Raw genomic sequence first — 25858 nt, forward strand, 5'->3', positions numbered from 1 at the left:
CTCAGGCGCTCCGGCTGAGGTCCTCGGGACCGAACGCGTACGGCAGGATCTCCGCCATCCGCTTCGGCCCGTCCACGGTCTCGACCAGCAGGTCCTCGCCGCCGAACTCGTACAGCAGCTGCCGGCAGCGCCCGCACGGCATCAGCAGCTCACCGTGCCCGTCCACGCAGGTGAAGGCCACCAGCCGGCCGCCGCCCGACGCCTGCAGCGCCGACACCAGGCCGCACTCGGCGCACAGGCCCAGGCCGTAGGAGGCGTTCTCGACGTTGCAGCCGGAGACGACCCGCCCGTCGTCCACCAGCGCCGCCGCCCCCACGGGGAACTTCGAGTACGGCGCGTACGCGTTCCGCATGGCCTCCGCGGCCACATCACGCAGGCCGTCCCAGTCGATGGTGCTCAATGTTGTTCCCCCCGGCGGTAGCGCACGCCGTCGGCCTTGGGCATTCGCAGCCGCTGCGAAGCCACCATGAGCACGAGCAGCGTGAGCACGTGTGGTGTGATGAAGACGAACTCGTTCGGCAGCTGGTCGACGGTCCGCCAGAGCCAGAAGAGCACGACCATGCCCGCAGCGGCGACCGCCATCAGCGTATATTCCCTGACGCCCCTGGCCGCGAGCTCGGCGGGCCGGCCGGGCGACAACATCCGGCGGACCTTGATGATCAGGTAGCCGAGCAGCAGCACGGCGCCGAACAGGAAGAACGAGGTGATCGACTGGGTGCTGCGCAGCTGGAGACCGTCGGCGTAGCCGAACAGCGAGGCGCCGACGGCGAGCCCGCCGGGGCGCCAGTTGCCGAAGATCATGGCGGCCAGGCCGATGAAGCCCCGTCCTTGCGTCTGGCCCTCGACGTACTTGGTGGAGACGAAGACCAGGAACACGCCGCCGAGCCCGGCGAACGCGCCGGAGATGACGACCGCGACGTACTTGATCCGGTAGACGTTCACGCCCAGCGACTCGGCCGCCCACGGGTTCTCGCCCGCCGAGCGCAGGCGCAGCCCGAACGCGGTGTGCCAGAGCACGAAGAACGTCACGGGCAGCAGCAGGACCGCCAGGACGACGAGCACGTTCACGTTGTGCGTGAGCCCGCGCAGGATGCCCGCGAGGTCCGAAAGGAGGAACCAGTGGGTCCCTTCCAGCTTGCCCAGCAGGTCGGGCCCGTCGGAGAGCAGTGGCAGGCTGATCGACGGCGCCGGTGAGGTGATCGCGGGCGAGCTGGTGATGCCGGCGCCCGCGTCCCCCGCGTGGGTGCCCTCCTTGTAGAGCACCTCGGACAGGAAGCGGGTGACACCGGGGCCGAGCAGGTTGATCGCGACACCGCTGATGATGTGGTCGACGCCGAACGACACGGTCGCGATAGCGTGGATGAGCCCGCCGAGCGCGCCGCCGAGCAGCCCGGCCAGCAGCGCGGCCCAGGCGCCCCACTGGTATCCGGCCCAGCCGGCGAACCAGGTGCCGAGCACCATCATGCCTTCGAGGCCGATGTTGACCACGCCGGCCCGCTCGGCCCACAGGCCGCCTAGGCCGGCCAGGCCGATCGGCACCGCCAGCAGCAGGGCGGCGGCGAACGTGCCGGACGAGGTGATGTCGTTCTGGCCGGACACGACGCGTACCAGCGACATCAGCAGGATGAGCGCGGCGATGCTGACGAGCACCAGGTGGTACTTGGTGAACCTAGTCATGCTGCCACCTCAACCGGGGTGTTCGTGCCGAGCTTCTGGGCGGCCCGCCGCTCCTCGAGTCTGAGCGCGAGCCGGTTCGTCACCTCGTTGGCCACGACGACCAGCAGGACGGTGACGCCCTGGATGATCGTGATGACCGACGGCGGGACGTTCGCGATCTGCAGCGCGCCCTGAGCCCGGTCGAGGAAGGCGAACAGCAGCGCGGCGACCGCGATGCCGACGGGCTTGTTCCTGCCGAGCAGCGCCACCGCGATGCCGAGGAAGCCCAGGCCGGCGGTGAAGTTGGAGTTGAACGCGCCCTTGTCGCCGAGGATCTCGGGCAGGCCGATGAGCCCGGCGATAGCGCCGGACAGCACCATCGCCGCGATGACCATCGTCTTGGGGTTCACGCCGGAGGCGAGGGCGGCCGGGCCGTTGAGGCCGCTGGCCTTGACGTTGAAGCCGAACCTGGTCCGCTCCAGCAGCACCCAGATCACCACGCCGAGCACGATCGCCACGATCAGGAAGCCCCACAGGCCGCCGCCGCGCGTGGGCGGGAGCAGGCCGAACCCGTCGAACAGGAAGTTCAGGTTGGGGAACATGGCCGACTCGGGCAGCTGCGGCGTGGTCGTGGTGAGCTGGCCCGCGGCGCGCTGGCCCGCGAAGGGGCCGCGTACGAGGTAGGACGTCAGGTTGATCGCGATGTAGTTCAGCATGATCGTGGCGATGACCTCGTTCACGCCCCTGGTCACCTTCATGACCGCGGGGATCAGCGCGTAGAGGCCGCCGACGGCCGCGGCGACCACGATGATCACCGCGATCTGGATCGGCGCGGGCGCCTCGAACGTCGAGCCCACGTACGCCGCGACGATGGCCGCGAGCCGGTACTGGCCCTCCACGCCGATGTTGAAGAGGTTCATGCGGAAGCCGACGGCCACCGCGAGACCGGCGATGAACAGGGGCACGGCCCGGTTGAGGAAGGTCGCGATGCCGTTGGAGACGGCCCGCGGGGTCGCGCCGAAGTCGAAGAAGGCGGCGAACGCGTCGAACGGGCTGGCGCCCGCCGCGATGATCGCCACGCTGGAGATCGTGATCGCGAGGACGATGGCGACGACGGCGCCCGCCACGGTGAGCAGCGCCCGGTTGAGCCCGGCGGGCATCACGTCTCCTCAGTGCCGGCGATGGCGCCGGTCATGTAGCCGCCCAGCCGCTCGGGCGTGATGTCGGAAGGGTCGAGCGCGGCCACGAGCCGCCCGCGGTAGATCACCCGGAGCGTGTCGGACAGGCCGATCAGCTCGTCGAGGTCGGCGGAGATGAGCAGCACGGCCAGGCCGGCCGCCCTGGCGTTGCGCAGGTGGTCCCAGATGGCGGCCTGCGCGCCGACGTCCACGCCTCTGGTGGGGTGGGCGGCGATGAGGAACCTCGGCTCGCCGCTCATCTCGCGGCCCACGATCAGCTTCTGCTGGTTGCCGCCCGACAGGGCCAGGGCCAGCGTGTCGACGCCGGGCGTGCGCACGTCGTAGTCCTTGACGATGCGCTCGGTGTCGGCCTTCGAGGCCCGCCGGTTGATCCAGATGCCGCTGCGCGCGGGCCGCCTGGTCTGGTGGCCGAGCACGCGGTTCTCCCACAGCGAGGCCTCCAGCAGCAGGCCCTGCCGGTGCCGGTCCTCGGGGATGTAGCCGATGCCGGACTCCCGGCGCTTGAGCGTGGACCAGTCGCTGATGTCCTGGCCGTCCAGCTCGATGCTGCCGTGCGCGGGCCGGATGCCCATGATCGCCTCGATCAGCTCGGACTGGCCGTTGCCCTCGACCCCGGCGATGCCGAGGATCTCGCCGCGGTGGATCTCGAACGACACGTCGTCGAGGAGCAGCCGCTTGCCTTCTTCGCGCAGCTTGGCGAGGTCGGCGGACGCGTGGTGGCCGTCGGCCTCCATGGTGACCTGGGCGACCCGCAGCGTCACGACGTCGGTCACCGTGGACTCGCGGGTCTCCGGCGTGGGCAGCTCGCTGCCGACCATCAGCTCGGCGAGCCGTCGCGCGGTGACGTCGCCGGGGTTCACGCTCGCGACCGTGGTGCCGCGCCGGATCACGGTGATCGCGTCGGCGATGCCGAGCACCTCGTCGAGCTTGTGGGAGATGAAGATGACGGTCAGGCCGTCGGCCTTGAGCTCGCGCAGGTTCTGGAAGAGCTCCTCGACCTCCTGCGGCACGAGCACGGCCGTCGGCTCGTCGAGGATGAGGATGCGCGCGCCCCGGTAGAGGACCTTGAGGATCTCGACGCGCTGGCGGTCGCCGACGCCGAGGTCCTCGACGAGCTTGTCGGGGTCGACCCGCAGGCCGTGGCTCTCGGCCAGCTCGGTGATGCGCCTCCTGGCGGAGGCCGCGTCGAGCATGCCGGCCTTCTTCGGCTCGGCGCCGAGGACGATGTTCTCCAGCACGGTGAGGTTGTCGGCCAGCATGAAGTGCTGGTGGACCATGCCGATGCCGACGCCGATGGCGTCGCTCGGCGTACGGAAGCTGACCTCGGCGCCGTTGATCTTGATGGTGCCCTCGTCCGGCCTCTGCATGCCGTACAGGATCTTCATCAGCGTGGACTTGCCCGCGCCGTTCTCCCCGACGATGGCATGCACCGTGCCTGGTTCTACGGTGATGCGGATGTCGTGGTTCGCGACGACACCGGGGAAACGCTTGGTGATGCCCTCCAGCTCTACAGCGGGTTTCGCCGTGGCCAGGGTGTCAGCACTCATTTCGCCTCTCCTAGCGGGGGGCGGGGGATAGACAGAAGGCCCGAAGTGGGGACTCCGGGCCCTCAGCTGTCACTCCTACCCCGATTACGGCTTCGACGGAACCGTGATTTTGCCGTCGACGATGTCCTTCTTGGCCGTGTCGAGCTTGTCCTTGATGTCGTCGATCTCGCCGCCGGTGGTGGACAGGCCCACGCCGTCGACCTTGAGGTCGTACGTGACGTTGCTGCCGCCCTTGGCGCCGCCCTGGAAGGCCTTGATGAACTCGAACACGCCGACGTCGACGCGCTTGAGCATCGAGGTCATGATGACGCTCTGCAGGTCGGTCTCCTTGACCGTCTGGCGCTGGTCGGAGTCGACGCCGATGGCCTTCTTCTTGGCCGCGGCCGCCGCCTGGAACACGCCCAGGCCCGAGTCGCCGGAGGCGTGGTAGACGATGTCCGCGCCGTCCTGGTACATCTTCTCGGCCGCGACCTTGCCCTTGTCGGGAGCCTTGAAGCCGGAGAAGTCACCGTCGGGGGTGAGGTACTTGATGTCGATCTTGGTGTCCGGCTTGACCGACTTCACGCCGGCCACGAACCCCGCCTCGAACTTCTTGATCAGGTCGTTCTCGACGCCGCCGACGAAGCCCACGTGGTTGGACTTGGTCTTGGTGGCCGCCGCGACGCCCGCCAGGTAGGAGCCCTGCTCCTCGGCGAACAGCAGGCCGGTCACGTTGGGCCCGTTGGAGGCGGAGTCGACCACCGCGAACTGGATGTCGGGGTACTCGGCCGCCACCTTCTTGATGTCGTCGCCGTACGCGAAGCCGACGCCGATGATCGGGTTGTAATCCGCGTCGGCGAGCTGGCGCAGCAGGTCGCCGCGGTTGGAGCCGTCGGCCGCCGGGCTCAGCTCCTTGATGTCCGCGTTGAGGTCCGTCTTGGCCTTCTCCAGACCGGCGTAGGCCGCGTCGTTGAAGGACTTGTCACCACGCCCGCCGACGTCGAACGCCAGTCCGACCTTGAGCCCGCCCTTCGGCGCCTCACTGCTCGCGGCGGCGCTGCTCGGCGCCTCGCTGGCCGTGGTGCCCCCGCCACCGCCGCCGCAGGCGGCCACTGCCATGAGCATGACCCCGGCTACCGAGCCGATCGCCATCCTGTTGAATCGCTTGCCGAGCAAGGCGACTCCCTTCCCTTTCCCCGTCGTCTTCGCCGATGTCGATACTTCATCGCACACGCGAAGCACGTACGGCACCTGCACGGAAGATAGTTGCTTGACCAGGGCGAACCAAACCAGCACACAGGGTCGCAACCGCTCCGTTATCGACATCACTCGCGTCCGTGACCTGACGCACTAATTCAACCCAATCTGTGACACAGGGAAAGATTTGCCCAACTTTGACCCTTGTGTCGAGGCGGATCATGACGGAGATTCCGACAGACGGTGGAAATCTGAGCTCGGAGCCCCGTATGCACCCTTGGAAGGTCCTGACCGTACCGCTGGCCGCATTGCTCGTCGTGGCCCTGAGCGGAACCGCACCCGCCACGGCCGGGACACCGGCCATCAAGATCGAGAACCGCGCCACGCAGCCCGTCTTCTCCCGGGCGGACGCCATCAAGCAGACGGTGTTCGTCGAGGTCGAGGGCACCGACAGCGACAACGACGGCCGGCCCGACCGGGTGGCCGTGGACATCCTGCGCCCCAAGGAGACCGACCAGGGGCTGAAGGTCCCGGTCATCATGGAGGCCAGCCCGTACTACGCCGGCGGCAACGACGTCGCCAACCACCCCGTGGACGTGGACGCGAGCGGCAACCCGCTGCCCACCCTCGCCGCGGCCACGAACAAGCTGGCCTCCGAGCCGTTCGACGGCTACTACGACAACTACTTCCTGCCCCGCGGGTACGCCGTCGCGCTGGTGGAGAACCTCGGCAGCGGCCGCGCCACCGGCTGCCCCACCAGCGGCGACCGCAACGAGACGGCCGGCCCGAAGGCCGCGATCGACTGGCTGAACGGCCGCGCCAAGGGCTTCGACGCCGACGGCAACCCCGTCGAGGCCACCTGGTCCACCGGCAAGGTCGGCATGATCGGCGTCTCGTACAACGGCACGCTGCCCAACGCGGTCGCCGCGACGGGCGTCGAGGGCCTGAAGACGATCGTGCCGATCGCCGCGATCTCCAGCTGGTACGACTACTACCGCGCCAACGGCGGCGTGCTGGCCCCCGGCGGCTTCCAGGGCGAGGACCTGGACGTGCTCGCCAAATACGTGCTGACCAGGGAGAACGGCCAGGCGGCCTGCGGCGCCCTGATCGACGGGATCACCACGGCCCAGGACCGGGTCACCGGCGACTACAGCCCGATGTGGGACGCCCGCAACTACCTGAACGGCGTCGGCAAGGTCAAGGCCAGCGTCTTCCTCGTGCACGGGCTCAACGACTGGAACGTCAAGACCAAGCAGTTCGCCCAGTGGTGGTACGCCCTGGCCAAGCGGCACGTGCCGCGCAAGATCTGGCTGCACCAGGGCACCCACATGAACCCCTTCAACCTGCGCACGGCCGAGTGGCTGCGCCAGCTGCACGGCTGGTTCGACTACTGGCTGTACGGGATCGACTCGGGCATCATGCGCGAGCCGCAGGCCGACGTGGAGATCGGGCCCGGCCAGTGGGCCCAGCACGCCTCATGGCCGCTGCCCGGCGCGACCACGGTGCCGCTCTGGCTGGGCTCGGGCTCGAAGCTGGGCCTGCTGCCCAGCCCGCGCTCGGCCAGGGAGTCGTTCACGGACCAGAAGGCCAGGACGGCCGAGCAGTTGGTGGAGGCGACCGGCTCCGACCCGAACCGGCTGGCGTACCTGACCGGCGACCTGCCCTCCGACGTGCGGATCTCCGGCACGCCGACGGTGTCGGTGCGGGCCTCGCTGAAGGACGGCGCCTCGCCGTACCTGACGGCCCTGCTGGTGGACTACGGCACGGACGTCCGCGCCACCGGCTCGCTGGTCTCGACCGGCCAGAGCTACTGCTACGGCCAGGGCATCCCGGGTGACACGGGTTGCACGACGCTCAGGACGCTCGGCACGGCCGCCACCCCGTACAAGATCGTCACCAGGGGCTGGCTGGATGCCCGCAACCGGCACCGCCCGGACCGGACCGAGGTCCTGCGCCCGGGCAACGAGTACGCGTTCACGTGGGACTTCCAGCCGACGGACTATCTGTTCAAGAAGGGCCACCGGCTGGGCCTGGTGATCATCTCGACCGACGTCGACTACACCCTGCGCTACCCGCCGGGCACGAGGATCACGCTCTCCCCCGGGCGGTCTGCGCTGCGGCTGCCCGTGGTTTTCGGCACCTGGCCACGGCCATGAAAAGTCCCCCGCCGTAGTACGGCGGGGGACGGCAAGCTGAGGCAGGACTACTTGGCCATCGCGGTGGTGACCGGGTCGAGCGGGCCGACCTCCCACAGCGCGGTCAGCGCGGTGGCGGCCATGACGCGCACGCCCATCGCGATGGCCTTCTCGTCGACGTCGAAGGTGCCCTGGTGGATGTCGTACGTCATGCCGTCGGGCGAGCGCGTGCCCAGGCGGGCGAACGCGCCGGGGATCGACTCGAGGTACCACGCGAAGTCCTCGCCGCCGAGCGACTGCTGGGTCGGGACCACCGCGCCCGCGCCGAGCACGCGCTCGGTGGCCTCGGCCAGCATCTCGACGCTGACCTCGTCGTTGACCACCGGCGGCACGCCGCGCGTGTAGTCCATCTCGGCCTCCACGCCGTAGGCGCCGGCCACCGACTCCAGCAACGACTTGATCAGGTCGGGCGCGGCGTGCCAGGCCCCCTCGTCGAGGCAGCGGACCGTCCCGGCCGCGAGGCCGTCGTCGGGGATCGCGTTGGCCGCGGTGCCCGCCTCGACCTTGCCCCAGACCAGGCTGAGCGAGGACCGGGGGTCGACGCGGCGCGACAGGGCGGCGGGCAGCTCGGTGAGGATCTTGGCCAGCGCGAAGACCAGGTCGGCGGTCAGGTGGGGGCGGGCGGTGTGACCGCCGGGGCCCGACACCCTGACGACCAGCTTGTCGCAGGCCGAGGTGATGGGGCCGGGCTTGAGCCCGACCTGGCCGACGTCCACGCGCGGGTCGCAGTGGAGGCCGAAGATGCGGTCGACGCCGCTGATGCCGCCCTGGGCCATGACCTCCAGCGCGCCGCCGGGCAGCTCCTCGGCGGGCTGGAAGATCAGGCGCACCCGGCCGGGCAGCAGGCCCGCGGCGGCCTGCTGGGCGAGGAAGAGCGAGGTGCCGAGCAGGACCGTGGTGTGCACGTCGTGGCCGCACGCGTGGCAGACGCCGGCCACGGTGGAGCGGTAGGGCACGTCCTTCTCGTCCTGCAGGGGCAGCGCGTCGATGTCGGCGCGCAGCGCGACGGTCGGGCCGTCGCCGCTGCCCACGTCGCAGATCAGCCCGGTGCCGCGCGGGAGCACCGACGGGGTCAGCCCGGCGGCGGTGAGCCGCTCGGCGATCCGCTGCGTCGTGCGATATTCGGCGAAGGCCAGCTCAGGGTGCATGTGCAGATCGCGGCGAAAGGCCACGAGATCCTGCTCGGTCTCCGCCAGGAACGCGTCGAGTTCCCCCCGAAGCTCACGTCCCCGCATATGTCACCATCCCGTCCATGCCGCGCGCCCCAATATGTCTGACCACCGCGGCTCATCCGCTGTGAAAGCTCGTCCATCCCGCCGCGGCCCCCCGGTCGAGCGGCCACTCGGCGGATCAAAAAACACACCCTCTGGTCGGGGTGCGCGAGATCGTCAGCATGGGCTTTGCGTTCGTCGGTCGCGAGCGCCGCTGCAGCCTGGGAGCACAGCGGTCGGCCGTGAGCCCGATGGCGATGCTTCGACTTTATCGCCCCGGCGCAAGTCCGCGGTGACAGATACTCCAAAAGTTCCGGTGAGCATGTCCGTAACCCCAGGTGGTCACGGCCCGTGAACGTTCAGGTGATCCGGAAATGGTCACAACGGATCAGTAGATCATGACCCGATGCTGCCAGTTCAAACGTGGTCAGCGATTCCGAATCCTGTCACCTTATGTCATGGTCATCACACTTCGGCGATGGCTGCATTTGAGAAGAATGCGTGTTTCACTCGCAATATGATCACTAATATCCCGTTCGGGGAGAAGGATGCTGGGTTGAGCATCTTCAAGCCGGGCGAGGGGACCCTGGTGGTCGTGCCCTCGCTCTCCCTTCCACAGGATGAGCTCCGCCGGATCACGGGGGCCAGGTCCTACGAGGAGCGGCTGCTGTTCCTGCTGCTCACGCTGCGCGAACCCGGGGTCAAGGTGGTCTACCTCTCCTCCGCGCCCATCGATCCCGACATCATCGACTACTACTTCGCGTTCCTGCCGGATCCGGATGACGCCGCCAAGAGGCTCACGCTGATCAGCCTCGACGACCCTTGGTCCCAGCCGCTGACCAAGGCCCTGCTCGCGCGTCCGGACGTGCTGAAGCAAGTGCGCGCGGCCGTCGAAGGAGACGCCTGGCTGGTGCCGTTCGTCCTGAGCGAGCTCGAGGAGGAGCTCGCCGCGTTACTCAACGTGCCCCTCTACGGACCTGCCACCTCCCTGGCCTATTACGGCTCCAAGAGCGGGGCGCGCGAGGTAGGCCACGAGGCGGGCGTGCCGATGCCGCGGGGCTTCGGCGACGTCCGGCACGTGCTGGAGATCGAGGAGGCGATCGAGGCGCTGCCGGGCGAGCGGGTGATCGTCAAGCTGAACGACAGCTACTCCGGGCTCGGCAACGCGATCGTCACCAAGGCCGACAGGTCCCAGACCAACTTCTCGGCCTCCGGGGAGACCTGGGCCGACTTCACCGCGAAGATCAAGGACCGGGGGGCGGTGGTCGAGGAGTTCATCGAGCACCGGCCGCTGTTCTACCCGAGCGCGCTGGCCTGCATCACGCCGGGCGGCCAGGCCCGGGTGCTGGCCACGCACGACCAGGTGCTCGGCGGGCCCAACGGCCACGTCTACCAGGGGTGCACGTTCCCCGCGGCGGCCGAGTACCGGTCCGAGGTGGGCTCGTCCGCCGAGCGGATCGCCCGCGTCCTGGCCGACCGGGGCGTGGTGGGGATCTTCGGCATGGACTTCTTCGCGCTGAAGGCCGACGCCGGGTACGCGGCGCTGCTGTGCGAGATCAACCTGCGGATCGGCGGCACCACGCATCCGTTCGGCGCCGCCGTGCTGACGACCGGGGCCACGTACGATCCGGCCACCGGCCTCCTCATGTCCGGAAATCAGCCGAAGTTCTACACCGCGACTGACAATTGCTCCTCGTCCTGCTTACGCGGGCGCAGCCCCGGCGAGGTCGTGCGCATGGCCGATCGGCTCGGGGTCGGGTTCGACGCGGAACGGCGTACCGGGAACGTCTTCCACCTGCTCGGGGCCGTCCCCGAGCACGGGAAGCTGGGCTTCACCTCGATCGGCGACTCACGGGAGGAGGCCGACGAACTGCACGCCCTCACCCGGCGCCTCCTGTGCGGCCCGTGACCCCCTTCCCGCGGCTCCCGCGCAGGCCCCGCCAGCCGATCACCCCCAGCACGACGGCGAGGACGATGTTCACCGCGATCAGGATTCCGTGCACCACGTAGAAGCTGGTCGGATGCCCGTCGGCCAAGTTAAACCCGAGGTTCACCCACTCGAAGATCATGAATGCGCCCAGGATGATGAGGAATCCGGCGATCTTTCGTGACATCAGTGCCTCTCTAGTATCGAAGGTGGATCAACGGGGGATGTGTCGCCACATGGCCATTCACTCGAAGCTACGCTGAGACCGCCATGTGGACGAAACTCGTGCCGGTGACGGCACTCATCGCCTCGGTCTCGCTCACCGGTGGGACCGCGTATGCCGCTCCGACGACACCGGTCGGGGGTGAGGCGCTGGGCAGTCGCGGCCTGGTCACGCCCAAGGGCGCCAAGGAGCCGCCCAAGACCGAGGCTACGTCGTTCGTCATCGCGGACGTGGACACGGGTGAGGTGCTCGCGGCCAAGGACGCGCACGGGCGTTACCTGCCGGCCAGCACGCTCAAGACGCTGACCGCGCTCACGCTCATCCCCAAGCTCGACAAGGACCGCAAGATCCGGCCCAGCGAGAACGCCTGCAACCAGGAGGGCACGGCGGTCGGCCTGACGGTCAAGGCGACGTACAAGATCGACGACCTGTTCAAGGCGCTGATGATGTCGTCCGGGAACGACGCGGCCATGGCCCTGGCCGAGACGAACGGCGGCCTGGCCAAGACCATGAGCGACATGAACGCCGAGGCCAAGCGGCTGCAGGCGTACGACACCGTGGCCAAGACGCCCAGCGGGCTGGACAAGCCGGGGCAGAGCAGCTCGGCGTACGACCTGGCGCTGATCGCCCGCGCCGGCCTCGCCAATCCCGCTTTCCGGGGATATATCAGTACGAAGACGTCTAAGTTCCCGGCGCCCAAGGGCTATTACGAGATCAGCAACCACAACAAGCTGCTCTGGCGCTACAAGGGCATGATCGGCGTCAAGAACGGCTGGACCTCGAAGGCCCAGGGCAGCTTCGTCGGCGCGGCCACCCGCGACGGGCACACGATCGTCGTGAGCATCATGCGGCACGAGGGGTACTTCTGGGACGAGGTGGCCAAGCTGCTCGACTGGGGCTTCTCGGTCCGGGGCAAGGTCCAGCCGGTCGGCCGGCTCGTGGACCCGGTCCCCGACGTCCAGGCCGCCCCGCGCTCCTCCGCTCCGCCGGCCGCCTCCAAGGTCACGCCCGCCGCCCAGCCGCCGCTGCTGGACACGGCCGCCTCCAAGCAGACCGACTCCACGAAGACGATCGGGTCCGTGGTGATCGGCGGGGGGCTGCTGTTCGGGTTGGTCTGGCTGGGATACGGCATCCGCCGCCGGCGCGGCCGCTCACGCGCCTGACACGCCCTCGCGCACGGCCCAGGCGTCGGGGTTCGTGGACGGGACCGGGGTCGGGGACGGCGGCAGGCAGCGGCCGGCGGTGGCCGTCCAGGCGGCGACAAAAAGCACGAGCCTGGCCGAGAAGTTGATCCAGATGAGCAGCCCGACGATGACGGCGAACGTCCCGTAGATCGGGTTGCTCAGCGTCTGCCCGAGCAGCAGCGTCGCCGCCTGCTTGAGCACCCCGAACCCGATTGCGCCCAGCAGCGCCCCCCTGGCGATCAGCCGGAACCGCCGGGCCGGCCGGTCCACCCACCCGAGCAGGATCACGAACAGCAGCCAGTCGGCCCCCACGCTCGCCGCCACCCCCGCGAGCCGCAGCACCCAGGTGGCCAGTGCCGACTCGCTCCCGAGGACGAACTCCATGACCTTGTCCGTGGCCGTGGTGGCGAACCCGGCGACCAGCACGGACGCGATCATCGTGACCCCGATCAGGATGATCGAGACCAGGTCGCGCAGCTTGCCCATGACGAAGCCGGGCGGCGACGCGGTGGTCATCGACATCTCGCGCAGGGCCTGGCGCAGCGCGTCGAGCGCGCCGAGCCCGGCGTAGAGGAGGCCGAGCAGGCCGATGATCCCGGCGGCCCCCCGGGCCGCGCCGATGGAGTCCAGGTCGAGCTGGGTGGCGATGCCGGGCAGCCGCTCGGCGATGGCCTGCTCCAGCGCCTTCCTGGTGGTCTCGCTGGTCGACACCGCGAACCCGAGCACCGCGTACGCGAGCGCGACGAGCGGGAAGAACGACAGGAACGCGAAGTACGTGACGGCGCCCGCCAGCAGGTCGCCGGACTGGAACTGGTAGCGCCGCACCGCCCTGATCCCGTGGTCGAGCGCCGGCCGCCGTTCCCGCCAGCGGGTCACCGTGCGGCGGCCCCAGGCCTTGGCAGCTTTGATCTGCTTCGTCACGCTCGCCATCACGCGCCTCCTGGGGACCCACTACCCCGGCGCCGGGGCGACGATCAGGGGTTTGCCACCGTACCGGCCGATTCGATCAGTGCCGAGAGGACCGCCGCAAGGTCGTGGTGGAGCAGCCGCCCATCACGCTTGACCACACGTCCCCCGACCAGGACCGTGTCCACCGCGCTGGTGTCGGCGTTGAGCACGACGGCGCCGATCGGGTCGTGCGCCGCCGCCATGCCGAGCGTGTCCGTACGCAGCAGCACCAGGTCGGCCTGCTTGCCCGGCCGCAGCGAGCCGATGACGTCGGCCAGTCCGAGCACCTGGGCGCCCTCGATGGTGGCCATGCGCAGCGCGTCGCGGGTGGTGAAGCCCAGGCCGGCGCCGTCGGGGCGGCCGCGTTCGAGCAGGTGGACGGTCCGCATCAGGCTGAACAGGTCTCCGGGCGCGCAGACCACGGTGTCCGCGCCGAGGCCCGTCGGGATCCCCGCGGCCCTCAGCCGGCCCGTGGCCGGGTAGCCGAGGCCCAGGTTCATCTCGTCCACGGGGGCGAGCGAGGCCGTGCCGCCGGCGGCCGCGATGCGCGCGAGCTCCTCGTCGGTGTAGTGCAGCGCGTGGACGAAGGTCGTGGGGGTGGCCAGGAGGCCGTTCGCCTCCAGGAACGCGAGCCCGCGCGCGGCGCTCTCCGGGCCGTGGCCGCCCAGGTGGGCGGTGACGGGCAGGCCGAGCTCGGCCGCCACCCGCCACTCCTCCAGCGCGCGCTCCTCCCCCGCGATCTCCGGCCCGAACGCCGCGACCGCCATCGTGACCAGCTCGGACGCGCCGGAGAGCGCGTCGTGGACCCGCCGGGTCTCCTTGGTCAGCTCGCCGGACTCGCCGCCGTAGCAGTAGCCGAGCACGGCCCTGACGCCGGACTCGTCCAGCGCCCGTACGGCCGAGTCGGTGTGGTCCGGGCTGAACTGGATGTGCGACCAGTCGAGCAGCGTGGTGACGCCCGCGTCCAGGCACTCCAGCGCGCCCGCGAGGTTGCCCGCGTAGACGTCCTGGGGGCGGTGGCGGGGGGCGAGCTCGGTGATGACCCGCCGCAGATAGGCGTCGAACGTGATGTCGGTCGCGACGGCCCTGATGCCCGCCTGCCAGGTGTGACGGTGGGTGTCGACGAACCCGGGAAGCACGATCCGCCCGGTCGCGTCGATCACCTCCGCGCCCGGGACCTCCGGCAGGCCGGGGCCCACCTCGGCGATGCGGCCGTCCTCGATCCGCACGTCCACCTGGCCCAGCACGACGGGCTCGGGCTCGGTGTCGACGACGACGCCGTTCCTGATCAAGATCGTAGATGTCATGGCCGAAAGCTTAGTAAGAAGCTTTCTAGAAAGCAATATTGCGACAGGTATCCTCGATGGCGTGAATCACGATGAGGTCGACGCGATGGTCCCCCGCTGGGAGGAGGCGGGCCTGTCACCGTCCCTCATCGCCACCCTGGAGCTCGGCAAGCGAATGGCGCGGCTCCACATGCTGTTCGACCAGGTGGTCAAGGCCGAGTTGGCCGAGCTGGGGCTGACGTACGCCGAGTTCGACGTGCTGGCCGCGCTGAGCAGGGCGGCGCCGACGTGCCGGATGAAGCCGAGCGAGCTGTCGAAGTCGCTGTTCCTCACCTCGGGCGGGATCAGCAACGTGCTGCAGCGGTTGACGGCGGCGGGATACGTCGAGCGCGAGGCCAACGCGGGTGACGCGCGCAGCCGCTGGGTCCAGCTCACGGAAGAGGGACAGCGCGTGGCGACGGCCGCGCTGGTGGCCTCGGGGCGGGCGTACGAGGAGATGGCGGGCGGGATCCCGGACGAGATCGTCCGGGAGGCAGCCGACGCGCTCCGCGAGGTCCTCTCCCGCATCGGCCGCCGCCGCTACCGCTGACCCCCTCCAGGACCCTCTAGGACGCGTTTTCCCGCAGCCCGTGGCGGGTCGCCCAGGCGGCGATTGCGGCGGCGATGGCCTCGGGGCGGTCCTCGGGGGCGTGATGGCCGGCCGGGCCACAGTGCTCGACCTCCAGGGCGGCCATGTTCGCGACGCACCAGGCGGCCACCTCCGTCCCGATCAGCAGCGTCGGGGAGGAGTCGAAGGTGAGCAGCAGCTTGGGCACCTCACCGCTGGCCTCGAACCACTTCCCGTAGGCGTCCACCCGCTCGGCCACGTCGGCGGGCTCGCCGTCCAGCGGCAGGGAGCGAGCCCACTCCAGCAGCGGCCGCCTGCTCTCCCGAGTGGGGTACGGCGCCCGGTACGGCTCCTTCTCCTCCTCGCTCAGGCTCGTCAGCACCCCGCCTGTGAACGCCGTCTCCACGAGGAAGTTCTGGTCGAGCGCCAGCGACTCCCCTTGGGCGCCGCGCAGGGTCTCGGCGCGGGCCCGCGGCGCCTCGCCCAGGTCGCTCCAGCTCATCCCGCGGACGATGGTCTCCATGAACGCCACTCCCCGGACGCGCTCCGGATGCCGGGAGGCCCGGTCGAAGGCGAGCGCGCCACCCCAGTCGTGCCCGACCAGCACCACTTCCTCCAGCCCGAGCGCGTCGAACCACGCGTCGAGGTAACGGGCGTGGTCACCGAACCGGTACGGGACGTCCGGCTTCCCCGAGCGCCCCATGCCGATGAGGTCGGGGGCGAGCAGGCGGCCGTCCAGCCCCGGCAGCACCTTCCGCCACAGGTGGGACGAGGCAGGGTTCCCGTGCAGGAACACGATGGGCAGGCCGGAGCCGCCGGAGTCCTCGAAGTACATGGTCGAGTCGAGCACGTCGATCGTCGGCATGACGGGTCTCATTTCGTAAGTGCGACTAACGTTTGTGGCACTAACGAAGTTACATCGTTAGTGCCACTAACACAAGAGGTAGGATCCCGAGCATGACGGACGACATCAGGGCCACCCCCGCACCGCTGCGGCTCCTGCCCAGCCGGACGCTGTCGCTGGTCGCGATGTACGCCGACCGGCTGGTGAACGAGGGCCTGGCCGCCGTCGACGCCCGCAAGTGGCACTACGCGGCGCTCGTGGCGCTGCGCGAGTCGGGCCCGGTGAGCCAGGCCGAGCTGAGCAGGCGCACCGGCATCTACCGCAGCGACATGGTCGCCGTGATCAACGAGCTCGCGGAGCGCGGCTTCGTCGAGCGCACCCCCGACCCCGCCGACCGCCGCCGCAACGTCATCACCATCACCCCCGAGGGCCTCCAGCAGGTACGACGGCTGCACACGCTCATCGCGAGCCTTCAGGACGAGCTGTTCGCCCCTTTGAGCCGGCCGGAACGCGAGCAGTTGTCAGGTCTGCTGACCCGTCTCCTGGAGCACCATTCGCGCCCCGGCAGCTCCTCTGAGCAGGGCTGAATCCAGGACAGGCGATCTCCTGGAGCCCTAGCCTGTGGGATGTCGGGACCCACCCAGGAGGCGTCACGCCCATGTCCGAAATAGCCACCGGGCAGATGATCAGGCTCCAGCGCGAGCGAAGGGGCATGAGCACCACCGCGCTGGCGACCCAGTCCGGCTGCACCCCCAGGCACATCGAGCTGATCGAGCACGGCAAGCGAACCCCCTCGCTCCCCCTGCTGCGAGAGATCGCCAAAGTGCTGGGCGTACGCACCGCCGTGCTGTTAGGGGAGACCCCGCGCGACTCGCACGAGCCCAGCAGGCCGCAGATCAGCGACATCGAGCGCGCGCTGTTCACCTGGCACTCGGTGGAGCCCGACATCGAGCCGCCCGACGCCGACCAGCTCTCCGAACGGGTGGCGTCGGCGCGCAACGCCTGGTTCACCTCGACGCACCGCTACTCGATCCTGATGGCGGCCCTGCCGTCCCTGATCTCCGACGCCGAGAACCTCGCGCTCGCGGACACGCCGCAGGCCCACAGCGTCGCCTCCGACGCGTACATGCTGGCCAGGGGCGTGCTCAAGCACCTGCGGCGGGTGGATCTCGCCCATCTGGCCGCCGACCGGGCCATGCGCTTCGCGGAGGAGACGGGCGATCCGCTGATCCGGGCGTGGGCGTACTGGAGCCTGGGGCAGTCGATGTTGTCGGACGACATGCACCAGATCGCGTACGACGTCGGGCGGCGCGGCATCGAGATGCTGGAGCCCCACGTCGGCGACGGCGACGACCGCCACGTCAAGGCGCTCGGCGCGCTGCACCTGCTGACCGCGATCGGCGCGGCCCGCGCGGGCGACGACGACGAGGCCAGGGAGATCGTACGCGGGCCCGCCGCCCGGCTCGCACAGCGCGTCGAGGACGGGGCCGACGTCTACGACCTGGCCTTCTTCGGGCCGACCAACGTCGCCATCCACATGGCCAGCATCGAGAACGACATGGGGCGCCCGGAGGCGGTGCTGCGGATCGCCGACGACATCGACCTGCGGCGCACGCCGTCCATCGAGCGGCGCGCCACCCACCTCAGCCAGGTCGCCCGCGCCTGCGAGGACGTGGGCGACGACGCCGCCAGCCTGCTCCACCTCCTGCGGATCGAGCGCGAGTGCCCGGAGGAGCTGGACCACAAGCTGCTGCTGCGGGAGATGGTGCGCTCGCTCGCGCGGCGCGCGCGGCCGTCGTGGGCGCCGGAGGTCCGCTACCTGGCCGAGCGCCACGGCATCGCGAACTGATAGTTCGGGCTTTGCGAACGTGGAGTTCTGCGGCCCGAGTTCGTCACGGAATGGGGTGCGGGTGACACGCTGCGTTCATGACCACAGCGCCGAGTGCCGAGTTCGTCATGGAACGACTGCTTCAGGAGGCGACGCGGGAGTTCCCCGGGTGGTCGTTCCAGCGGGACCACTCAGGCTGGACCGCCACCCACGGGGACACCCGGCTCACCCGCCCCAGCCTGGCGGCCCTCCGCGCCCTGCTCCGGATCCACCGCGGAGCACGGAGAAACTGACCGAGCCCCTCAGCGCCCCCGGCCCCTCAATCACCGGCCGGGACCTTCGGCAGCTCCGGAGTCTCAGTCAGCGGCCCGGTCGAGGACCTTGGCAGCGAAAGCGTCGATGACGGCGGCGACCTGGCCGGGCGCCTTGGCGTGCGCGGCGTGCCCCTGCCCGCGCAGCACCACCCGCTCCACCCTCGGCATCACCCGCTCCAGCGCGTCGAGTCGCTCCACGAGATGCGCAGGACTGCGGTCCCCGCCGAGCAGCACCGTGGGCACCTCGATCCCCGAGTAGGCGTCGAGCCGCACCCCCAGCGAGTCCATGCCCACGTTGTCCTCGATCTGCGGCGATACGAGCGCCCGCATCCTCGGCATCATCGTCACGAACACCCCGGCCAGGAACGCCACCCACGCGGGCACCCGCACGGTCCCCCGCAGGAAGACCCTCATCGCCTTCCCCGGCCGCCCGGCCGCGATCGCCGCCCGGGCCCGCGCGTGGATCTCACCGTGCGGCCCGCCGAGCGGCGCCCCGATCACGGTGGGCGGCTCGTACAGGACCGCCCCCGCGAACGCCGACGGATCGGCCACCAGGGCCTCCAGCGCGATCACGGCACCCGAGGAGTGCCCGACGAGCACCATCGGCCCACCGCCCAGCGCCGCCACCACCGCCTGGACGTGCTCGACCTCCTGCGCGACCGTGCAGGACGCGCCATCGAGATCGAGCCGGTACCGCCGCCGGTGCAACCGCACGACCCGATGGCGCGCGGCGAGCCGCTCGGCCACCTCCCGCCAGGAAGAGCCGTCGTCGAGGCCGGGGTGCAGAACGAGAACGATCGGCCCCCGCCCTTCGTCAACGGCCCGCGCCTCGGTCCCGTCGGCCGCCATCACCCTGATCATCAGCCATCTCCTTTAGCGATGCTAAGGGGACTTTAGCATCGCTAAGGGGAGCGGGACAATGTGAATCTCTGGGACCGGAGACCGAGTGCCCTCGTCCTCGCGAAGGAACCGCCGGTCCATACTTCCGCCCGATTCACAGTCGTTCGGAGGCCGTTGAAGATCAGAGCATGCGAAGACTCAGCGCATTGTTGTTCGGACTCATCGCCCCGCTCGCCTTACTCACGCCGGTCGCGTCCGCCACCACGCAGGCCGCGCAGCCACGGGACACGATCTCGTGGACGCCGTGCCCGGAAGAGCCGGCCGTCGAATGCGGAACGCTCACCGTGCCCATCGACTGGAACCAGCCGTCGAGCGGCACGTTCGAGGTGGGTGTCGCCCGTCGCAAGGCCGCCGATCCCGCCGCCAGGATCGGCGCGCTCGTGCTGGGAGCGGGCGGCCCGGGAGGATCGGGAGTGGAGTTGGTCCTCGGCAGCTCATACACGTTCAGTCCTGAGATTCTGCGCCGCTTCGACATCGTCGGCCTCGACCCGCGGGGCACCAACCGCAGCCACCCCGTGGTCTGCTCCACGGACGTGCTGACGCAGGCTCCGGATCCGCTCCTGAAGAGCCAGGCCGACTTCGACAGGATGCTGGCCTTCAACGACCGTCTGCGTGCCGACTGCCGGGCCCGTACCGGCCCGCTCTTCGACCACGTCGACTCGCTCAGCACCGCGGCCGACCTCGACGCCTTCCGCGCCGCGCTCGGCGAGGAGAAGCTGACCTTCTGGGGCGGCTCCTACGGCACCCTCCTCGGCCAGCTGTACGCCGAGCGTTACCCGTCGCGGGTCCGCGCCTTCGTGCTCGACAGCACGATGGACCACAGCCTGGACACGCGGGGTTTCATGGACACGGAGACCTGGGGCGCGCAGGACGCCTTCAACGAGTTCGTGGCCTGGTGCGACCGCGACAGCCGCTGCGTCCAGCACGGCAAGGACGTCAGGTCGATCTGGAAGGGGCTGCTGGAGCGGGCCGACCGCGGCGAACTGCCTGTCCCGGGAGAGCCGGACACCAAGGTGACCGCGTTCATGCTGATCAGCAACGCCATGGGCGCCTTCTACGATCCGGCCAACTGGCAGCCGCTCTCCCAGTTGCTCGCCGACCTGGAGGCCGGTGAGACCCCGCGCGCGGGCGCGCTCCCCCTGGCGATCGACCGGACGCAGGAGGTCAGCCCCAACCCGTTCCAGATCTTCTGCCTGGACTACCGGCTGCCCGTACGCGACTACCGCGAGTTCAGCAAGCACCTGCGCCGCCTGGCGAAGATCGCGCCCGACATGCGTTACAGCCCGCTGGCGATCGGCCCGGTCATCTCGTGCCTCGGCCAACCGGACCCGATCCCCAACCCGCAGCACCGCCTGAAGGTGCGGACGAACACGCCGCTGCTGGTCCTCAACTCCCTGCACGACCCGGCCACGACCTACCCGTGGGCGCTCAGCACGACCCAGCAGTTGGGCCGGTCGGGCCGACTGCTCACGTACGAGGGCTGGGGCCACATCGTCTACGGACGTGGAGCCTGCGGCACGGAGATCACCGACGTCTTCCTGATCTCGCGGACCCTCCCGGCGCCGGGGACCCGTTGCCCGGCCGTCCCGCCCACCGAGGTCCAGACCCTCAGGAAGCCCGTCACCCCGCTACCCGGCACACCGGGCTGGATGCCTCCCGGCCTCCTCAAATGATCTTCGGGTGATCTCTCGATGAGGGGTGGCTCGTGCGTGTACGAGCCACCCCGCCATCGGCTGTCTCGCAGACCAAGGAGCCACCGGCCGCGACTGAGCTCTATTGGTCGGCGGCCTGGTGGTACGAAAGCTCATAGAGGTGCCCGCCTTTGATGAGAATCGAAACCTCCACCGGCCGTTGGAAGTCGCTGTAGACGACCCGGAATTGCCGGAAAACCGGTACATCGGCCGGCAGGTCCAGGCCCTCCACTTCGTTCACAGTGGGTTGCCGCACAGAGATGCGATCATCGAAATACCGCTCCGGAAACCCGAGATCCGCCAGGACCCGCGGTGCGCCGCCACGGATCTTCTTGCGGCTGACCAGAGGGCTCCCAGCCGCGATGTCCACTGGATAGAACGACCACGAGAGCTCAACAGGCTCACCGTCGCGCAGCAACAGCCGATGACGCATGATGACGTTGCCACCGGGCGACATCGCGAATGCCGCGGCGACATCGTTGGGCGGGCCCACCCGGTGACCGGGCAGCGGGTGGGTGGAGTCGCGCGACCTACAGCTACAGCGTGGGGAGGAAGCCGACCTTGTCGCGGACCTCGGCCATGGTCTGCTTGGCCACCGTCGCGGCGCGCTCGGCGCCGATGGCCAGCAGGCGGTCGAGCTCGGCCTCGTCCGACAGGAGCTTCTCCGTGCGCTCCCTGATGGGCGTGAACGTGTCCGCCACCGCCTCCGCCACGTCCTTCTTGAACGTGCCGTACCCCTGCCCCTCGTAGCGGGCCACCAGGTCGGGGATGGGTGTCCCGGTCAGGGCCGACTGGATGCGGAGCAGGTTGGAGATGCCCGGCTTGTTCTCCTCGTCGAACAGCACCTCCGAGCCCGTGTCCGTGACCGCCCGCATGACCTTCTTGCGCAGCGGGCCGGGCTGCTCCAGGACGTCGAGGATGCCGGCGGGGCTGGAGGAGGACTTCGACATCTTCGCCGTGGGGTCCTGGAGGTCGGTGATCTTCTCGACCTCCTTGAGGATGTACGGCTCGGGCAGCGTGAACGTGTCGCCGAAGCGGTGGTTGAAGCGCTGGCCCAGGTCGCGAGTGAGCTCCAGGTGCTGCTTCTGGTCGGCGCCGACCGGGACCCGGTTGGCCTGGTAGAGCAGGATGTCGGCGGCCTGCAGGATCGGGTACGTGAAGAGGCCGACGCTGGCCGCGCTCTCCCCGAACTTGGCCGACTTGTCCTTGAACTGGGTCATCCGCCCGGCCTCGCCCATGCCGGTGAGGCAGATCAGGATCCAGGCGAGCTCGGTGTGCTCACGCACGTGCGACTGCACGAAGACGGTGGAACGCTCCGGGTCGAGGCCCGCGGCGAAGAGCTGTGCGGCGGCGACCCGGCTGCGGCGGCGCAGCGCGGCGGGCTCGGTCGGCACGGTGATCGCGTGGAGATCGACCACGCAGTAGAAGGCGTCGTGGGTCTCCTGCAGAGCGACCCACTGCCGGACGGCACCCAGGTAGTTGCCCAGGTGGAAGGAGTCCGCTGTGGGCTGGATGCCGGAGAGTACACGAGGTCTGGCCATAGAACGCAATTGTGTCAGGAATCCTGGTCGGGCGGCGACTCGACCACTGGGCGGCGTTTCACTCTCACCCTCGCGATACGGCGCCCGTCCAGCTCCGTAACAGTCAGCTCAAAACCCGCTATTTCCACCTTTTCCCCGACAGATGGCACATGCCCCAGCATCGCCATGACAAATCCGGCAAGCGTTTCATAAGGGCCGTCCGGCAGCCGGATGCCGGACTCGGTGGCGAAGTCGTTGAGGTTCGTGAGGCCGTCCATCTCGATCTCGCCGGCGGGCAGGATCACGACGTCCTCCTCGATGTCGTACTCGTCCCTGATATCCCCGATCAGCTCCTCGACCAGGTCCTCCATGGTCACGATGCCGGCCGTGCCGCCGTACTCGTCCACCACGATCGCCAGGTGCTGGCCCTCGTCGCGCAACTCGTTCAGGGTGCTGAGCAGCCGCTTCGAGGCCGGCACGAACTTGGCCGCGCGGATCGGCACCACCGCGCTGATCGGCTCGGTCCGCCCGATGAGCTCGGGATCCAGCAGGTCCCGTACGTGCACGAACCCGATGATCTCGTCGTACGACTCCCGGTAGACGGGGAAGCGCGAGTGCGGCAGCCCGGCGGCGATGCGGGCCGCCTCGTCCAGCGGCGTGTCGGCGTCCATGAAGTCGACCTCGGTACGCGGCAGCATCACCTCCCTGAGCTGCCGTTTCCCGGCCGCGAACACCTCGGCGATCAGCTTGCGCTCGTCGGCGGTCAGGTCGGTGTGCCCGACCACCATGTCGCGCAGCTCCTCCGTGGTGACCTCTTCGCGGTCGGCCTCCGGATTTCCCCCGAGCAGCCGGACCACGAGGTCGGTGGACTTCGACAACATCCAGATGATCGGCCGCGACAGGGATGCGATCCGGTCGAGGAACGGCGCCACGTACAGCGACAGCCCCTCGGCCCGCTGCAGCGCCAGGCGCTTGGGCGCCAGCTCGCCGAGCACGAGCGACACGTACGAGATCGCCAGCGTGACCAGCACCAGCCCGAGCACGGGCGCGACGGCCTGGGGCACCTGCCACCGCTCCAGTACGGGCACGAGCTGCGCGGCCAGCCGGTCGGCGCCGAACGCGGCCGACAACATGGTGGCGACGGTGACGCCGATCTGGACGGCGGACAGGAAGCGGTTGGGATCACGGGCGAGTTTGGCCACCCGCTCGCCTCGGCGGCCCCGGTGGGAGAGCTTGCGCACCTGGCTTTCCCGGAGGGAGACCATGGCGATTTCGGCGGCGGCGAAGAACCCCCCGATCAGGATGAACACCAGAACCAGGGCGATGTTGGCCGCGAGGGTGTCAAACATGGTGGTTGGCAGCGTACTCGGCGGCTTTCGCGCGTATGCTGGGCGGCAAGCCGTACAAAATCCAACATATTTGAACAGGAGTACACATGAGACTATTGGTCACCGGGGGTGCCGGATACGTCGGCAGTGTCGTCGCGGCGCAGCTCATCGAGGCAGGGCACGAGGTGACCGTACTCGACGACCTGTCAACCGGGCATCAGGACGCGGTGCCGGAAGGTGCCCGATTTGTCCAAAAAAGCATCACCGAGGCGCACGACGCGCTCGACCGCGTGGACGCGGTGCTGCACTTCGCGGCCAAGTCTCTGGTGGGCGAGTCGGTGGAGAAGCCGGGGCTCTACTGGGCCCACAACCTCGGTGGCACGCTGGCCCTGCTCGACGCCATGCGGGACAAGGGGGTGAGCAGGATCGTGTTCTCCTCGACCGCGGCCACGTACGGGGAGCCCGAGCGCTCCCCGATCGAGGAGGGCGACCCCACGCGCCCGACCAACCCCTACGGCGCCTCCAAGCTGGCCGTCGACACCACGCTGAGCGCGTTCGCGGGGATCCGCGGGCTGGGCGCGGTGAGCCTGCGCTACTTCAACGTGGCCGGGGCCTACGGCCGCTTCCGCGAGCGGCACACGATCGAGACCCATCTCATCCCGAACGTCCTGAAGGTCGCGACCGGCGAGCGCGAGTCCGTGAGCGTCTTCGGCACCGACTACCCGACGTCCGACGGCACCTGCGTGCGCGACTACGTCCATGTGTCCGATCTGGCGCGGGCGCACCTGCTGGCGCTGGACGCCGTCACGCCGGGCGAGCACAAGATCTACAACCTGGGCAGCGGCACCGGCTTCAGCGTTCAGGAGGTGATCTCGGTCTGCCGCGAGGTCACCGGGCACGAGATCCCGGCCGTGGTCGCGGACCGGCGCCCCGGCGATCCCGCCGTGCTGGTCGCCTCGTCCGCCAAGATCCAGAGCGAGCTCGGCTGGAAGGCCGAACGGCCCGCGCTGCGCGACATCGTTTCTGACGCGTGGGACGCGCTTTCGTCAAATGCGTGATACTGCACCGGAAAGTGTGCTGTGATACCCAAATGTGAGGAACTTTTCACCAAGGGTCACGAAGCTGCTCTTCGGTGTCCTCATCGTGGTGGGTAGCCTTCTGGCCGCAGCGGGCGTGATCTTCGCCACGCCGCCGGCCGTACCCGCCGTGCAGCCCGTGTCCTGTCCGCCCTGAAGCCCCAGCCCCCCGCATCGCGCGGGGGGCCGGGCGGGTCGTCAGATGAGACCGAGCTCCTTGACCGCGGTGCGCTCCTCCTCCAGCTCGCTCACGCTGGCGTCGATCCGCTCGCGGGAGAACGCGTCGATCGCGAGACCCTGGATGATCTCGAACTTGCCGTTCGCGGCACGCACCGGGAACGACGAGATGAGCCCCTCGGGCACGCCGTAGGAGCCGTCGGAGACGACGGCCGCGGAGGTCCACTCGGTGCCGTTGACCCAGTCGTAGACGTGGTCGATCGCCGCGTTGGCGGCCGAGGCGGCCGAGGAGGCGCCACGGGCCTCGATGATGGCGGCGCCGCGCTTGGCCACCGTCGGGATGAACGTGTCGCGCAGCCACTCGCCGTCGACCTGCTCGGCCGCGATCTTGCCGCCCACCTCGGCGTGGAACAGGTCGGGGTACTGCGTGGCGGAGTGGTTGCCCCAGATCGTCATCTTCTTGATCTCGGTGACCGGGACCTGGAGCTTGGCGGCCAGCTGGGACAGCGCGCGGTTGTGGTCGAGCCGGGTCATCGCGGTGAAGCGGTCGGCGGGCACGTCGGGCGCGTTCTGCTGGGCGATGAGCGCGTTGGTGTTGGCCGGGTTGCCCACGACCAGGACCTTGATGTCATCGGCGGCGTGGTCGTTGATCGCCTTGCCCTGGGGGCCGAAGATGCCGCCGTTGGCGCCGAGCAGGTCGCCACGCTCCATGCCGGCCTTCCGCGGCATGGCGCCGACCAGCAGCGCGACGTTGGCCCCGGCGAAGGCGACGTTGGGGTCGTCGGTGATCTCGATGCCGGACAGCAGCGGGAACGCGCAGTCGTCGAGCTCCATCGCGGTGCCCTCGGCCGCCTTCACCGCCGCCGGGATCTCCAGCAGGCTGAGCTTGACCGGGACGTCGGCGCCGAGCAGCTGCCCCGACGCGATGCGGAACAGCAGTGCGTAGCCGATCTGGCCGGCGGCTCCGGTGACGGTCACCTTGACGGGCCCATTGGCTGACGACGCCATGGCCTTCCCCTCA

The 25858-nt window shown here is 69.5% G+C and carries 24 protein-coding genes; 9 read left to right on the forward strand and 15 right to left on the reverse strand.

Going from position 1 to position 25858, the window contains the following annotated elements:
- Position 1: 1 nt before the first annotated feature.
- The 5 genes from ACIBQ1_RS17670 to ACIBQ1_RS17690 form a co-directional block, all read right to left on the reverse strand.
- Positions 2-400: a cytidine deaminase gene (locus tag ACIBQ1_RS17670; protein WP_397278640.1), complete on the reverse strand. Its 399-nt coding sequence runs from the start codon at positions 398-400 to the stop codon at positions 2-4.
- The gene (locus ACIBQ1_RS17675; protein ID WP_397278641.1) at positions 397-1677 is read right to left on the reverse strand and encodes an ABC transporter permease; all 1281 of its coding nucleotides are present in this window, start codon (positions 1675-1677) and stop codon (positions 397-399) included. The genes ACIBQ1_RS17670 and ACIBQ1_RS17675 overlap by 4 nt, the downstream gene beginning before the upstream one ends.
- Positions 1674-2816, reverse strand: a complete 1143-nt coding sequence (locus ACIBQ1_RS17680; protein WP_397278642.1) for an ABC transporter permease — start codon at positions 2814-2816, stop codon at positions 1674-1676. Before ACIBQ1_RS17680 ends, ACIBQ1_RS17675 begins: the two co-directional genes overlap by 4 nt.
- Positions 2816-4402 (reverse strand): ABC transporter ATP-binding protein, encoded by a 1587-nt coding sequence (locus tag ACIBQ1_RS17685; protein WP_397278644.1) that lies wholly within the window; start codon positions 4400-4402, stop codon positions 2816-2818. The genes ACIBQ1_RS17680 and ACIBQ1_RS17685 overlap by 1 nt, the downstream gene beginning before the upstream one ends.
- Positions 4403-4486: 84 nt before the next feature.
- Positions 4487-5557: a BMP family protein gene (locus tag ACIBQ1_RS17690; RefSeq protein WP_397278645.1), complete on the reverse strand. Its 1071-nt coding sequence runs from the start codon at positions 5555-5557 to the stop codon at positions 4487-4489.
- Between the two features lie 290 nt (positions 5558-5847).
- On the opposite strand from ACIBQ1_RS17690, the gene ACIBQ1_RS17695 reads away from it, so the two are divergent.
- Positions 5848-7734: a Xaa-Pro dipeptidyl-peptidase gene (locus tag ACIBQ1_RS17695; RefSeq protein WP_397278646.1), complete on the forward strand. Its 1887-nt coding sequence runs from the start codon at positions 5848-5850 to the stop codon at positions 7732-7734.
- A 47-nt stretch (positions 7735-7781) separates the two neighbouring features.
- On the opposite strand, the gene ACIBQ1_RS17700 is transcribed toward ACIBQ1_RS17695, so the two are convergent.
- Entirely contained in the window at positions 7782-9008 is a 1227-nt protein-coding gene (locus ACIBQ1_RS17700; RefSeq protein ID WP_397278648.1) for a M20 family metallopeptidase, read from the reverse strand.
- Positions 9009-9540: 532 nt separating this feature from the next.
- Here ACIBQ1_RS17700 and ACIBQ1_RS17705 point away from each other — a divergent pair.
- A complete protein-coding gene (locus tag ACIBQ1_RS17705) occupies positions 9541-10893 on the forward strand; it encodes a peptide ligase PGM1-related protein (protein WP_397278649.1) in 1353 nt (450 codons plus the stop codon).
- On the opposite strand, the gene ACIBQ1_RS17710 is transcribed toward ACIBQ1_RS17705, so the two are convergent.
- The gene (locus tag ACIBQ1_RS17710) at positions 10865-11098 is read right to left on the reverse strand and encodes an SCO4848 family membrane protein (RefSeq protein WP_397278651.1); all 234 of its coding nucleotides are present in this window, start codon (positions 11096-11098) and stop codon (positions 10865-10867) included. The two genes, ACIBQ1_RS17705 and ACIBQ1_RS17710, sit on opposite strands and share 29 nt — an antisense overlap.
- A gap of 104 nt (positions 11099-11202) precedes the next feature.
- On the opposite strand from ACIBQ1_RS17710, the gene ACIBQ1_RS17715 reads away from it, so the two are divergent.
- Positions 11203-12297, forward strand: coding sequence for a D-alanyl-D-alanine carboxypeptidase family protein (locus ACIBQ1_RS17715; protein ID WP_397278652.1), 1095 nt, complete (start codon positions 11203-11205; stop codon positions 12295-12297).
- Here ACIBQ1_RS17715 and ACIBQ1_RS17720 read toward each other — a convergent pair.
- Entirely contained in the window at positions 12286-13248 is a 963-nt protein-coding gene (locus tag ACIBQ1_RS17720; protein ID WP_397278654.1) for a YihY/virulence factor BrkB family protein, read from the reverse strand. The genes ACIBQ1_RS17715 and ACIBQ1_RS17720 overlap by 12 nt on opposite strands.
- A 44-nt stretch (positions 13249-13292) precedes the next feature.
- Positions 13293-14573, reverse strand: a complete 1281-nt coding sequence (locus ACIBQ1_RS17725; protein WP_397278656.1) for an amidohydrolase family protein — start codon at positions 14571-14573, stop codon at positions 13293-13295.
- Positions 14574-14634: 61 nt separating this feature from the next.
- Between ACIBQ1_RS17725 and ACIBQ1_RS17730 the strand changes: the two genes are divergently transcribed.
- Positions 14635-15141 carry a MarR family winged helix-turn-helix transcriptional regulator gene (locus tag ACIBQ1_RS17730; RefSeq protein ID WP_397278658.1) on the forward strand — a complete coding sequence of 169 codons (507 nt, stop codon included), beginning with the start codon at positions 14635-14637 and terminating at the stop codon, positions 15139-15141.
- Between the two features lie 16 nt (positions 15142-15157).
- Here the strand turns inward: ACIBQ1_RS17730 and ACIBQ1_RS17735 are convergent, their stop codons facing one another.
- Positions 15158-16024, reverse strand: coding sequence for a haloalkane dehalogenase (locus tag ACIBQ1_RS17735; protein ID WP_397278659.1), 867 nt, complete (start codon positions 16022-16024; stop codon positions 15158-15160).
- Positions 16025-16116: 92 nt separating this feature from the next.
- Between ACIBQ1_RS17735 and ACIBQ1_RS17740 the strand changes: the two genes are divergently transcribed.
- The 3 genes from ACIBQ1_RS17740 to ACIBQ1_RS17750 all read left to right on the forward strand — a co-directional run bounded on the left by ACIBQ1_RS17740 (position 16117) and on the right by ACIBQ1_RS17750 (position 18124).
- Positions 16117-16590 carry a MarR family winged helix-turn-helix transcriptional regulator gene (locus ACIBQ1_RS17740; RefSeq protein ID WP_397278660.1) on the forward strand — a complete coding sequence of 158 codons (474 nt, stop codon included), beginning with the start codon at positions 16117-16119 and terminating at the stop codon, positions 16588-16590.
- A 71-nt stretch (positions 16591-16661) separates the two neighbouring features.
- Complete coding sequence (locus ACIBQ1_RS17745; RefSeq protein ID WP_397278662.1) at positions 16662-17852, forward strand: helix-turn-helix domain-containing protein; 1191 nt, start codon at positions 16662-16664, stop codon at positions 17850-17852.
- A gap of 77 nt (positions 17853-17929) precedes the next feature.
- Entirely contained in the window at positions 17930-18124 is a 195-nt protein-coding gene (locus ACIBQ1_RS17750; RefSeq protein WP_397278664.1) for a hypothetical protein, read from the forward strand.
- Positions 18125-18187: 63 nt separating this feature from the next.
- On the opposite strand, the gene ACIBQ1_RS17755 is transcribed toward ACIBQ1_RS17750, so the two are convergent.
- Positions 18188-19006, reverse strand: a complete 819-nt coding sequence (locus ACIBQ1_RS17755; protein WP_397278665.1) for an alpha/beta fold hydrolase — start codon at positions 19004-19006, stop codon at positions 18188-18190.
- 167 nt (positions 19007-19173) lie between these two features.
- Between ACIBQ1_RS17755 and ACIBQ1_RS17760 the strand changes: the two genes are divergently transcribed.
- Positions 19174-20718: an alpha/beta fold hydrolase gene (locus ACIBQ1_RS17760; RefSeq protein WP_397278667.1), complete on the forward strand. Its 1545-nt coding sequence runs from the start codon at positions 19174-19176 to the stop codon at positions 20716-20718.
- 100 nt (positions 20719-20818) lie between these two features.
- Here ACIBQ1_RS17760 and ACIBQ1_RS17765 read toward each other — a convergent pair whose 3' ends face one another.
- Genes ACIBQ1_RS17765 through ACIBQ1_RS17775 form a run of 3 tightly spaced genes read right to left on the reverse strand, consistent with a single transcriptional unit; the run spans position 20819 to position 23605 of the window.
- Positions 20819-21229, reverse strand: coding sequence for a UTRA domain-containing protein (locus tag ACIBQ1_RS17765; RefSeq protein WP_397278669.1), 411 nt, complete (start codon positions 21227-21229; stop codon positions 20819-20821).
- A gap of 43 nt (positions 21230-21272) precedes the next feature.
- Complete coding sequence (gene trpS / locus ACIBQ1_RS17770; protein ID WP_397278671.1) at positions 21273-22277, reverse strand: tryptophan--tRNA ligase; 1005 nt, start codon at positions 22275-22277, stop codon at positions 21273-21275.
- Positions 22278-22291: 14 nt separating this feature from the next.
- Complete coding sequence (locus ACIBQ1_RS17775) at positions 22292-23605, reverse strand: hemolysin family protein (RefSeq protein ID WP_397278673.1); 1314 nt, start codon at positions 23603-23605, stop codon at positions 22292-22294.
- An 86-nt stretch (positions 23606-23691) separates the two neighbouring features.
- Here ACIBQ1_RS17775 and galE point away from each other — a divergent pair, with 86 nt between their 5' ends.
- Positions 23692-24642: a UDP-glucose 4-epimerase GalE gene (gene galE / locus ACIBQ1_RS17780; RefSeq protein ID WP_397278675.1), complete on the forward strand. Its 951-nt coding sequence runs from the start codon at positions 23692-23694 to the stop codon at positions 24640-24642.
- Positions 24643-24858: 216 nt separating this feature from the next.
- On the opposite strand, the gene ACIBQ1_RS17785 is transcribed toward galE, so the two are convergent.
- Positions 24859-25845, reverse strand: coding sequence for a malate dehydrogenase (locus ACIBQ1_RS17785; protein ID WP_397278676.1), 987 nt, complete (start codon positions 25843-25845; stop codon positions 24859-24861).
- Positions 25846-25858: the final 13 nt, after the last annotated feature.

The sequence above is a fragment of the Nonomuraea sp. NPDC050153 genome (assembly GCF_044460125.1).
Classification (GTDB): domain Bacteria; phylum Actinomycetota; class Actinomycetes; order Streptosporangiales; family Streptosporangiaceae; genus Nonomuraea.